The 10,456-nt window shown below is 73.5% G+C and carries 10 protein-coding genes; 4 read left to right on the top strand and 6 right to left on the bottom strand.

Translation table 11 applies throughout. The features are described 5' to 3' along the window. Positions 1-25: 25 nt before the first annotated feature. From KBX08_RS31350 to KBX08_RS31335, 4 genes are all read right to left on the bottom strand, one after another. Positions 26-379 carry a hypothetical protein gene (locus KBX08_RS31350; RefSeq protein ID WP_225855057.1) on the bottom strand — a complete coding sequence of 118 codons (354 nt, stop codon included), beginning with the start codon at positions 377-379 and terminating at the stop codon, positions 26-28. 145 nt (positions 380-524) lie between these two features. Then, entirely contained in the window at positions 525-1,844 is a 1,320-nt protein-coding gene (locus KBX08_RS31345; protein WP_374101978.1) for an ATP-binding protein, read from the bottom strand. A 199-nt stretch (positions 1,845-2,043) separates the two neighbouring features. Then, a complete protein-coding gene (locus KBX08_RS31340; RefSeq protein ID WP_210787387.1) occupies positions 2,044-2,784 on the bottom strand; it encodes a response regulator transcription factor in 741 nt (246 codons plus the stop codon). Beyond that, positions 2,763-4,016, bottom strand: a complete 1,254-nt coding sequence (locus KBX08_RS31335) for a sensor histidine kinase (RefSeq protein WP_210787385.1) — start codon at positions 4,014-4,016, stop codon at positions 2,763-2,765. Before KBX08_RS31335 ends, KBX08_RS31340 begins: the two co-directional genes overlap by 22 nt. A gap of 132 nt (positions 4,017-4,148) precedes the next feature. Here KBX08_RS31335 and KBX08_RS31330 point away from each other — a divergent pair, with 132 nt between their 5' ends. Genes KBX08_RS31330 through KBX08_RS31315 form a run of 4 tightly spaced genes read left to right on the top strand, consistent with a single transcriptional unit; the run spans position 4,149 to position 7,187 of the window. Next, positions 4,149-5,045, top strand: coding sequence for an ABC transporter ATP-binding protein (locus KBX08_RS31330; protein WP_210787384.1), 897 nt, complete (start codon positions 4,149-4,151; stop codon positions 5,043-5,045). Continuing rightward, complete coding sequence (locus KBX08_RS31325) at positions 5,042-5,839, top strand: ABC transporter permease (RefSeq protein WP_210787383.1); 798 nt, start codon at positions 5,042-5,044, stop codon at positions 5,837-5,839. The genes KBX08_RS31330 and KBX08_RS31325 overlap by 4 nt, the downstream gene beginning before the upstream one ends. Before the next feature lie 2 nt (positions 5,840-5,841). Further along, on the top strand, positions 5,842-6,591 hold the full coding sequence (locus KBX08_RS31320) for a hypothetical protein (protein WP_210787382.1): 750 nt from the start codon (positions 5,842-5,844) through the stop codon (positions 6,589-6,591). Positions 6,592-6,623: 32 nt separating this feature from the next. Continuing rightward, on the top strand, positions 6,624-7,187 hold the full coding sequence (locus tag KBX08_RS31315; protein WP_210787381.1) for a heme-binding protein: 564 nt from the start codon (positions 6,624-6,626) through the stop codon (positions 7,185-7,187). 1 nt (position 7,188) lies between these two features. Here the strand turns inward: KBX08_RS31315 and KBX08_RS31310 are convergent, their stop codons facing one another. Then, complete coding sequence (locus tag KBX08_RS31310; protein ID WP_210787380.1) at positions 7,189-8,223, bottom strand: hypothetical protein; 1,035 nt, start codon at positions 8,221-8,223, stop codon at positions 7,189-7,191. Positions 8,224-8,264: 41 nt separating this feature from the next. Next, on the bottom strand, positions 8,265-10,456 hold a 2,192-nt coding region (locus KBX08_RS31305), incomplete at its 5' end, for an ABC transporter permease (RefSeq protein WP_210787379.1).

Here is a 10,456-nt window from a genome sequence, read left to right as displayed (position 1 = left end):
TCGGGTGGGCGGAGGGGTAGCGCGCTCAGCTCGCCCGGGGCCAGCGCGGCGCGGTGACGGGGGGAGTCACCGGCCGGCCAGCAGCGGTGGGCCGTACCCCCTGGGGGACGACCCGCGCGGCCTGTTGCCGCGACGGCCCGGTCGCCGTGAACGGGAACGGCACGTGCACGAACGGATTGCCATGCCGGATCAACGCCTCGATCTGCCGCTCGTTGAGCCCGTGTGTCTCCAACACCCGACGCCCCCAGCGGTGCAGCCGGCACGGATAGGAAGCGCCGTCGTTGCGGCACAGCGGCCCGGTGGGCCACTCCTCGGCGGTGTGCACGACCACCGCCCGGACCGCGAGCCGGACATCCTCCGGGGTCAGTGGTGCCGGCATCGGCACCTCACCCAGTACCTGATCGATGGGATCCGTCGACTGCTCACCAACTCGCACGGCAGGCCTCCCGCAGTTCGGCAGCGGTACGGCGGACCTACCGCACCGACATCCTCGGCCATGGGTACGGCGGACACCGGACGAAAGTTCAATTCCGGTACGCGGTAAGCAGATCCTCCGCCGACAGCACCCGGATGCCGTCGACGGCGGTGCCGCTGCGCGACACGGCGACGACCGGCACCGATTCGTCGGCGCCGGGAAGCTGAGACCGGTGCAGGAGCAGCCGGCCCAGGTCATGCGCGTCGAAGGGTCGGTTCTCCTGCCACTTGACCGATCCGACGAAGCTGATGCTCCGAGCGACGGGCGCACGGTCGGCGCCGACTATGTCGATCTCCGGGTCGTTGGTCCGGGTCCAGTAGCCGCCGATCGTCGCCGCCTCCGCCGGTAGATGGTCACCGGACAGCCGGCGCAGCGCCTCCCGGACGACAGGTTCGATGGCCCGCCCCCGCCAGGACGTCCACGACCGGTCGATCCGGTCCAGGGTCAGGTCGCCCCGCCCCCGCTCGATCTCGGAGAGGTGTGGCCCCAGGAACGACAACCAGAAACGCAGGTACGGATCGGCCACCGCGTACCGGGTCTCCCGCGACGGCTTGGTCGACAGCGGAACGGTGACCTCCACGGCCCGTTTCTGGGTCAGCAGGCGCAGGGCGCGGTTGAGGGACGCCTGCGGAAGATTCCCTGCCGCGCGGGAGATCAGCGAGAAGGTCCGCTCACCGGAGCCGATGGCCCGCAGCACCAGACCCGCCTGGGACTGGGGCGGGAACTCCGCCGCCAGTGCCCGCTCGCCGCTGACCAGCAGGGCAGAGGTCGGATCCCGTACCGCGTCGGTCAGATACTCGTGGACGGATGCACCGGTCGGCCACTCGTCGAGGATCAGCGGCAGACCGCCGGACACCAGGTAGGCGTCGAACGCGTCGGCGGCGGACAGGCCGAGCATGTCGCTGACGTCGGCCGGGCTCAGCGGCGGAATGACCATCTCCGTGGCTCGCTGGTGGAACGGCTGGCCGTAGTCGTTGAGGGCTTCCATCATGGCCAGGTCCGATCCGACGCAGATCAGGAGGACCGGTCGCCGGGACAACTCGCGATCGAGGACCTTCTGCAACGTTCCCTCGAAGCCCGGGTCGCCCGCGATGAGGTACGGCATCTCGTCCAGGACCACGACGCTCGGCCGGTCGGACGGCAGCGCGGCGGCGAGCAGGGTCAGCGCGGCGTCCCAGGTCTGTGGTTGCTGCTCCCGAAGGATCTGCGCACCCGGCAGTGTCGAGGCGGCCGCCTCCTCCACGAAGAGGGCGAGCTCGGCTGCGACGGTCGGCTGCGCGGAGGCGGTGAAGAAGAGGTACGGCACCTCGGCCCGCTCCACGAACTCCTCGACCAGTCGGGACTTGCCTACCCGCCGGCGACCGCGCATGAGAAGGGCCCGCCCAGGCCGACCAGCACGGCCACCCCGTTGCACCCGAGAAAGCACGCCGCCCAGGAGGTCGAGTTCACGGTCCCGTCCGACAAAGCCGTCCACGATCACTCCTGACACAACCAGCGATGGAACAACCAAAAATGAGTGTAAGCTCATCCGCGTTGGTATGTCCGCCATTGGCCCCGGCAACGCCTCGTCAGACGAGGCCGGCGTCGTGCACGAGCAGCGCCACCTGGACCCGGTTGTTCAGCTCCAGTCGGGTCAGCAGCCGGGAGACGTACGCCTTCACCGTCGCCACGCTCATGAACAACTCCCCCGCGATCTCCGCGTTGGTGTGGCCCCGCCCCAGCGCGACAGCCACCTGCCGCTCGCGCTCGCTGAGCCCGGTGAGCAGCCGCAGCGCCCGTTCGCGGCGCGGGTCCGGGCCGACCGGGCCGGGGGCGGCGGCGGTCACGTGGGCGATCAACGTCCGGGTCACCGTCGGTGAGAGCGTCGCCTCGCCCGCCGCGACCCGGCGTACGGCACGCACGATCTCCGCCGGTGGGGTGTCCTTGAGCAGGAAACCGGCCGCCCCGGCGCGGAGCGCCCGCAGCACCTGTTCGTCGGCGTCGAAGGTGGTCAGCACCAGCACCTCCGGCGGGTGCGGTTGGGCACGCAGCGCCTCGGTGGCGGTCAGCCCGTCGACCCGGGGCATCCGGATGTCCATCAGCACCACGTCCGGGGCGTACGCGGCGACGGCCGCCGGCACCTCGCCACCGTCGGCCGCCTCGCCGACCACGACCAGGTCCGGCAGACCGCCGAGGATCATCGAGAGCCCGGCCCGGACCAACGCGTCGTCGTCCACGATCAGCACGCGTACCGGTGGAGCGGCCGCCCCGGTCGCGTCCGGCGGTCCGGCTGCGCCGGCAGGGCTGGTCACGCCGGCCACGGCAGCCAGGCGGCCAGCCGGAAGTCACCGCTGTCGTCCCGACCGTAGGCGAGCCGCCCGCCGGCCAGGGTCACCCGTTCGCTGATGCCGACCAGGCCGGTGCCGGCACCCGGCAGCGTGCCGCCGGCCGGCGCCCCGACCGGCCACCGGTTGCCGATCGCCACGGTCAGCCCGGCGCCCGGCCCGCCGGCCACGTCCACGGTGACGGCCGCGCCGGCAGCGTGTTTGCGGGCGTTGGTCAGCCCCTCCTGCACGATCCGGTACGCGGCCCGGCCCAGCGCCGCCGGCACCTCCCCCGGGCTGGCGACGCTGTCGCTGACGTTCACCCGCACCCCGGCCGACCGCGACTCGGCGATCAGGGCCGGCAGGTCGGCGAGGGTGGGCTGCGGTGGCTCGGGGGCGTCGCCGGCACCGTCGTCCTCGGCCCGGAGCACCCCGATCACCTCCCGCAGGTCCTGGAGGGCGGCGTGCGCGCTGCCCCGGATCACCCCGGCGGCCCGGGCCACCTCGTCGGCCGGCGCGTCCGGGCGGAACTCCAGCGCACCCGCGTGCAGGCTGAGCAGCGAGATCCGGTGGGCCAGCACGTCGTGCATCTCCCGGGCGATCCGGGTGCGTTCGAGGTGGCGGGCCTGGGTGACGCGCAGCTGCTGCTCCGCCTCGGCCCGCTCGGCCCGCTCCCGCAACGACACGATCAACTGCCGGCGGGCCCGGACGAACATCCCCCAGGCCAGCACGGCGAAGCTGAGCACCACGCCCCAGGACGCGGTGGCCCAGTACGACATGGCTGGGTCCGGGCGCAGCCAACTGAAGACCATGTTGGTGACGAGGCCGACGCCGGTGACCGCGATCGCCACGGCGGTCCGTCGGTGCACCACCACAGTGAAGTAGAAGATCAGCAGTGGGATGGCCGAGGCCATCGAGAACAGCGACAGAGGTGTCGTGGCCACCAACAGCCCGAGCGGCCACCGTCGACGCAGCCAGAGCAGCCCGCAGCAGACCAGCCCGAGCAGGGCGTCCGCGCCGGTCATCCAGCCGTGCGGCAGCGCGGTGGCCATCGACGGGTCGGGCGACAGGGCGTCGGCGGTGGCGAACAGCACCCAGAGCAGGGAGACCAGGAACGCGATGGTGTCCACGAGCCAGTCCCGGGTGGTGCGGCGCGGATGGGTGCGCGCACGGTCGACCGGCACGGCCAGCTCCCCCGGCAAGAGCCAGGGGTGCTCCGGGACGGCGATGCTGGTCACGCGCCCATGCTAGGCAGCATCGGCGCCCGACAACCAGCTACCAAAGTCGAGATCCGATGATCGACCAAGGTCGACGGGGCACCGACCGGTGGCCGCAGCGGATGGCCGGGCGGCGCGGGCAGGCTCAACCGCATGATCACCGTTGAGAACCTCACCAAGCGATACGGGCCACACCCGGCCGTGGACGACGTGTCGTTCCAGTGCGAGCCGGGCACCGTCACCGGCTTCCTCGGCCCCAACGGCGCCGGCAAGTCGACCACCATGCGCATGATCTGCGGGCTGACCGCGCCGACCGCCGGCCGCGCCACCGTCTCCGGGCACCCGTACCGGGAACTGCCCAACCCGGGGCGGGAGGTCGGGGTGCTGCTGGACGCCTCCGCCCAGCACGCCGGGCGCACCGGCCGCGAGGCGTTGACGCTGTCCGCGTACACCATGGGTCTGGACCGGCGCGAGGTCGCCGCGAAGCTCGACCTGGTCGGGTTGAACGCGGTGGCCGCGAAGCGTCGGGTACGGGCGTACTCGTTGGGCATGCGCCAACGGCTCGGGCTGGCGCACGCGCTGCTCGGCGACCCCCGGGTGTTGATCCTCGACGAGCCGGCCAACGGCCTGGACCCGGAGGGGATCTTCTGGATGCGCGGCCTGCTGCGCGACTTCGCCGACCGGGGCGGCACCGTGCTGCTCTCCTCCCACCTGCTGCGCGAGGTGGAGGCGGTCGCGGACCGGCTGGTGGTTATCGGGGGCGGCCGGATCGTGGCCCAGGGCGACAAGAACGAGCTGCTGGCCGGCGGTGGCACCGTGGTCCGGGCCCGCGACGGCGCGGCGCTGCGCCGGGCGCTGGAGGTGGCCGACCTGAGCGCCGCCGACAGCTCGGAGGGGCTGCTCGTGCAGGCCGACGCCGAGGCGGTCGGCCAGGCCGCCGCCGATGCCGGCGTCGCGTTGGCCGAGCTGCGCCCCGCCAGCGGCGGCGGCCTGGAACAGCTCTTCCTCACCCTGACCGCCGGCGAATCGACGAAGGAGTCCGTCCGATGACCACCACCACCGCGCCCGCTGCCGGCACCGTAGCGCCCCGGCACCACACCCCGGTACGCCGACCGTCGCTGCTCCGCCTCACCGGCGTTGAACTGCGCAAACTCGTCGATACGCGGGCCGGCCGCTGGCTGTTGATCACCATCGGCCTGATCGCCGCCGTGGTCGTCACCCTTCAGTTGATCTACGCCGACGAGGCCGACCAGACGTTCGGCAACTTCTTCGTCCCCTCGCTGCTGCCGGTGGGCGTGCTACTGCCGGTGCTCGGCATCCTCTCGATCACCAGTGAGTGGTCGCAGCGGACCGCCCTCACCACGTACGCCCTGGTGCCCCGCCGGGAGCGGGTGGTGACCGCGAAGCTGGTCGCGGTCATGGTGGCGGCGCTCGGTTCGGTGCTGGCCAGCCTCGCCCTCGCCGCCGTCGGGACGCTGGTCGCCTCCGCCACCGGCGGCGCGGGCACCTGGCAGCTCGACGGCTCACTGATCCTGAACGCGGTGATCCTCCAGGTCACCGGCGTGCTGATGGGCGCCGCCTTCGGTCTGCTGCTGCTCAACCCGCCGCTCGCCATCGTCGGCTACTTCCTGCTGCCCACCGTCTGGGGAGTGCTGGGCGAGATGGTCCGACCGCTGCGCGGCCCGTCCGAATGGCTGGACACCAGCAAGACCATGGAACCGCTGTTCAGCAGCGACGCGCTCAGCGGGGAGCAGTGGGGGCGGATCGTCGTGTCCCTGCTGGTCTGGATGGTCCTCCCGCTGGCCGCCGGCCTGTTCCGGACGATGCGCCGCGAGGTGTCCTGACCATGGACATGGCCAGCTACCGTCCGCGCACCGTGGTCAGCGGCGGCCCGCTGGAGCTGGCGGTCATGTGGGGTGGCTTCCCGCTGCTCGGCGCGGGCGCCGGATGGCTCCTCGCGGCGGCGACGGGCTGGCTCGCCCGGCTGCCCTGGGTGCCGTTCGGCGACCTGATCGAATGGTTGGACCGGCTGCCCGAGCCGCAGGCCACCGCCGCCACCATCGGGGTGGGCGTCCTGGCCGGTCTGGTCATCGCCGGGATCGGCACCGCCGAACGGTTGATCGTCACCGTCGACGGGGCGCAGGTCCAGCTGCGCCGCTCCGATGAGAACCGGACCATCGCCCGGGTCGACACCCGGGTGGTCTTCCTCGCCGACAAGCACCTGGTGCTGCTGGACGCCGACGGCGCGGAACTAATCCGGGAGTCGACGGACCTGCCGGCCGCCCAACTGGCCGCGGCGTTCCGGGCGCACGGCTGGGGCTGGGCGGACGACGACCCGCACCGGTCGGCGTACCGGCTGTGGGTTCCGGACCTGCCCGGGTTGCCGGCCGGCGCGGACGCGCTGCTGCGGGCCCGGGATCGGGCCGTCGAGCGGGACCGCCGCGACGACGCCCGGGAGTTGCGCCGCGAGCTGGGCCAGATCGGGGTGGTGCTGCGCGACGAGGGCAAGCGGCAGTACTGGCGGTTGACCACCCGGGCCCTCGCCCCCGGTCCGGAGCGGCCCACTTCGGCCGAGCGGGAGCCGGACGGGCGGTAGCGTCTGTCCCAGCAGACCCTGGGAGCCGCGCCATGACCGAACAGCAGCCGTACCGGGTGGTGTCCCGACACCCCGGCTTCGAGCTGCGTCGGTACCCCGCCCACCTGGTGGCCGAGATGCAGATCCAGGCGTCGTTCACCCGGGCGCCGATCGAGGCGTTCCGGCCGCTGGCCGCGTACATCGGTGGCGCCAATCGGGCCCGGCACCCGATCGGCTCCGCCGCGCCGGCGATGGCGGCGGCCAGCGGCTCGGAGAAGATCGCCATGACCGCGCCGGTGGTGCAGATCGAGGGTGAGTGGCCGGGCGCGTACCTGATCCAGTTCGTCATGCCGGCCAGCTTCACCACCGCCACCCTGCCCGAGCCGGTGGACGCCCGGGTGCGGATCCGCGCGGTTCCGGCGCGGCTGGCGGCGGCGATGCGGTTCTCCGGGCGGTGGACGGAGCAGGCGTTCAGCCAGCGCGCCACGATGCTCGGCCGGTCGGTGACCGCGGCCGGGCTGCAACCGACCGGCGCCATCCGGTACGCGCGCTTCGACCCGCCGTGGAAGCCGTGGTTCCTGCGCCGAAACGAGGTAGTGCTGCCGGTCGTCGAGTGAGCTAGCGGAGCCGCCGACGGTCTTCGACGCTCGGCCGAGCCAGCAGCACAGCCACACCCAGCCCGGAGAGCAGCCCGGCCAGGGAGACCAGCAGATCGGAGTCGGCGGCGTGGATCGGGCTGTTGCCGGCCAGCGCGGTGAACGTCGCGCCGATCGGCATCATGATCATCATGGGGATGGCCGTGGCCACCAGAAACACCACCGGGCCCACGAGCGCGACGAGCGCGGCCAGGGCGTGGTGCCACCAGATCGGCCGACCACCGGGCCAGTCCCAGGCCAGCACTGTGACCCCGGTGAGCAGCACCGCCCCGAGAGCGACCTCCGGCAGGAGGCGTGTGCCGGGCGCTGTGGCACGGACCAGCCCGACGCCGAGCAGAGCCACCACGGTGAGGCCGGCCGCCAGCCCGACGCGAACCCCGGTCCGCGTCGGAGCCGCCGCCAGCGCGGCACCGACGGCCAGTGCCACCAGCAGCGCCGCCGTGGCCAGGGCGCCCTGGTTCAGCTCCGGCTCCCGGTCGGTCGGTGACTCCATAGCTGCCGCCACCAGTGTCAGGACCCCGGCCACGCAGGCCGCCCCGGTCAGCACCCGCCGGTCGGTGGCCGGAGGCGTGCCGCGCTCCCGCCCCGACGACGTGTCAGGCTCCCGTGCTGGCGGGGTGCGGCGCTCCCACCACAGCAGAAGCGCCGCGACCACACCGAGCACGGCGCACCCGGCGACGGCGAGCAGCACCGTCGCGTCGGAGCCGATCGGGTCGGCCCGGTCGATCGCCACGTCGGCGGCGACCCAGCAGCCGCCCAGCACCACCGCCGGGCCGCTCCACCGCATCTGCCCCCGCCCGGCCAGCACCAACCCGGGCGGCACCGCCATGATCGCCATGAACCGCAGGTCGCGCGCCCAGTAGGCGTTGTTGCCCGGCAGGTGCTCCGACCACGGGCCGAGCGGCTCGGTCAGCGGTTGCCACGTGGTCATGCCGTACGCCCAGAGCACGACGGCGGCGGCGGAGAGGAGCAGCCCGACCGGGCGCGCGGATCGCATCCGTGGACGGTAGCGGCCCAACCGCCCGTGCGGGGGCGCGGTCATCCACCGACCGGTGACCGGGCGGGACGGTGACGCAGCAGCCGCCACGTCGGCAACACACTGGACAGCACCGCGAGCAGCAGGCACAGGCCCACCACCCCGGCGACCACCGACCACGGCATCACCAGGTCGACGGGTGCACCGACCTGCTCGGCGAGGCCGGCGCTGATGCTGAGCAGACCGCCGAACGCGACAGCCCCACCCAGCAGCGCACCGATCAGGACCACCAGTGCGGACTCCGCCGTGACCAGCCAGATGACCTGCCGTCGGGTCGCCCCGGCCATCCGGATCAGCCGCAGGTCCGCGGCGCGGCCGGCGGCGGCCAGCAGCAGCGTGTTGGCCACCGCGATGGCCCCGTAGCCGGCGGACACCCCGATCAGCAGCACTGTGAAGAGCCAGACGAGCCGGTCCTCGGCGGCGTCCGCCTCGGCCGCCCAGCCCGGGACGTCGAGGATCCGCGCGCCGACCGGTGGATCGACGCGGTCCCGGACGTACACGGTGGACGTCAGCGCCGAGGGGTCGTGCGCCCGCACCACGGCCCGGGGCACGAGCAGATCGCCGGGGATCGAGGTGTCGTCGACCACGGCGACGACGCGCAACGACACCGTCGTCCCGTCGGCGAACACCACCGGGTACGGCTCGGACGGCAGCCGGTTCGCCGAGACGCCGACCACCACCGTGTCGTCACCCCTCAGGTCGTTCAGCGAACCGGCGACGACGGTGAGCACCCGGTTCGCGGCGGCGAAGCCCTCCGGGTCCACGCCGAGCGCGGTCATCGGCCGGTCCTGCGGCGACGTTCCGGGGTCGGTGCGGTAGACGGTGGTCGGCAGAAGCGCGGTGCCACCGGTGGCGGCGACGGCCCGGTCGGACAGGCCGGGTGCGCGGTCCGGCACGACGATCCAGCCTGCGTTCACGTTGTCCGCCCGACCCGCCGCGTACGCGGCGGTGCTGGTGCGCACCATCCCGGACACCAGTACCGCGAACGCGACAGTGAGCAGCACCGGCGCGGCGATGGCGGCGGTCCGCCGGGTCGCTGTCAACGCCCCGCCCCGGACCAGCATCCCGATCGCGCCACCGGGCCGACGCACCGGAGAACGCAAAAGCCACACCAGCGGCCCGACCACCACCGGGGCGAGCACTGTGGTGCCGGCAACCAGCGCCATCACCGCGTAGAGCGCGTACTGCGCCCCCACCCGCGCCTCGTCGGCGGTCGCCGTGCCCAGACTGAGAGCGGCCCCGGTCGCGAGGAGCAGCACTCCGGTGGCGCCGCGCAGCCGACCGATCGGTCGCTGTTCCACAGCGGCCTCGCGTAGCGCCTCCAACGGGCGGACCCGCGCCGCTCGGCGGGACGCCGACCAGACGGCCAGCAACGCGATCACCGGCCCGGCGGCGAGCGAGACCGCGACCGGCCAGAGTTCGTAGCGGACCCGGAAGGTCGACGGTTCGTAGCCGACGTCGACCAGCAGCCGACCCAGCAACGGGGCGAGCGCCGCGCCCACCAGCAGGCCGACGAGCCCTGCCGAGACGCCGACGGCGAGCGCCTCGGCGTAGACCATGCGGCGGACCTGGCGCCCGGTGGCGCCGACGGCGCGCAGCAGGCCCAGCTCACGGCGACGCTGCGCGATGGTGAACGCGAAGGTGGAGGCGACCACGAACACCGTGACGAAGCCGGCGAGGGCCGCCGTGGCGGTGAGCACCTGCATGCCGATCCACCGGGTACGGGCGTCGCCGCGCGGCTCCAACGCACCACGGGCGGCACCGGTGAGCACCCGTCCGTCGCCGCCGACGGCTCCGCGAGCCGCCGTGGCGACCCGCTCGGGATCGGCGTCCGGCGCGAGCACCAGCCCGATGGCCCGCACACCGGGCGCGAGCGCGGCGGCGACCTCGTCCGCGACGTGGACGCCGGGTCCGTCGACCAGACCGGTGACTGTGTACGACTCCGGGCCCACAGCGGTCAGCAGGGTGACCGGTGCGCCGGCGCGCAGTCCGAGCGTGCTGTCGACGACCACCTCGCCGGGCCGGCGGGGTGGCTCGCCGGCCGTGAGGCGCAGCCCACCCAACTGGGCGCTGGTCCAGCCGTGCCCCTGGTAGGCGTCCTCCCGCCGGGTGTCGGCGACCGAGGGCCGGCCGTCGACGAGCGGCTGCGCGTAGAAGGTGCGGTCCGGCACCGCCGCCACCTCGACCGGCAGAC

The sequence above is a fragment of the Micromonospora sp. H61 genome (genome assembly GCF_018070325.1).
Lineage (GTDB): Bacteria > Actinomycetota > Actinomycetes > Mycobacteriales > Micromonosporaceae > Micromonospora > Micromonospora salmantinae.
This window is presented reverse-complemented; position numbering and strand designations above follow the sequence as displayed.

What these genes read in the sequence shown, in the direction of transcription:
- KBX08_RS31350 (WP_225855057.1), bottom strand. Translation starts at nt 379, where the DNA reads ATGCCGGCACCACTGACCCCGGAGGATGTCCGGCTCGCGGTCCGGGCG.
- KBX08_RS31345 (WP_374101978.1), bottom strand. Translation starts at nt 1,844, where the DNA reads ATGCGCGGTCGCCGGCGGGTAGGCAAGTCCCGACTGGTCGAGGAGTTC.
- KBX08_RS31330 (WP_210787384.1), top strand. Translation starts at nt 4,149, where the DNA reads ATGATCACCGTTGAGAACCTCACCAAGCGATACGGGCCACACCCGGCC.
- KBX08_RS31325 (WP_210787383.1), top strand. Translation starts at nt 5,042, where the DNA reads ATGACCACCACCACCGCGCCCGCTGCCGGCACCGTAGCGCCCCGGCAC.
- KBX08_RS31320 (WP_210787382.1), top strand. Translation starts at nt 5,842, where the DNA reads ATGGACATGGCCAGCTACCGTCCGCGCACCGTGGTCAGCGGCGGCCCG.
- KBX08_RS31315 (WP_210787381.1), top strand. Translation starts at nt 6,624, where the DNA reads ATGACCGAACAGCAGCCGTACCGGGTGGTGTCCCGACACCCCGGCTTC.
- KBX08_RS31310 (WP_210787380.1), bottom strand. Translation starts at nt 8,223, where the DNA reads ATGCGATCCGCGCGCCCGGTCGGGCTGCTCCTCTCCGCCGCCGCCGTC.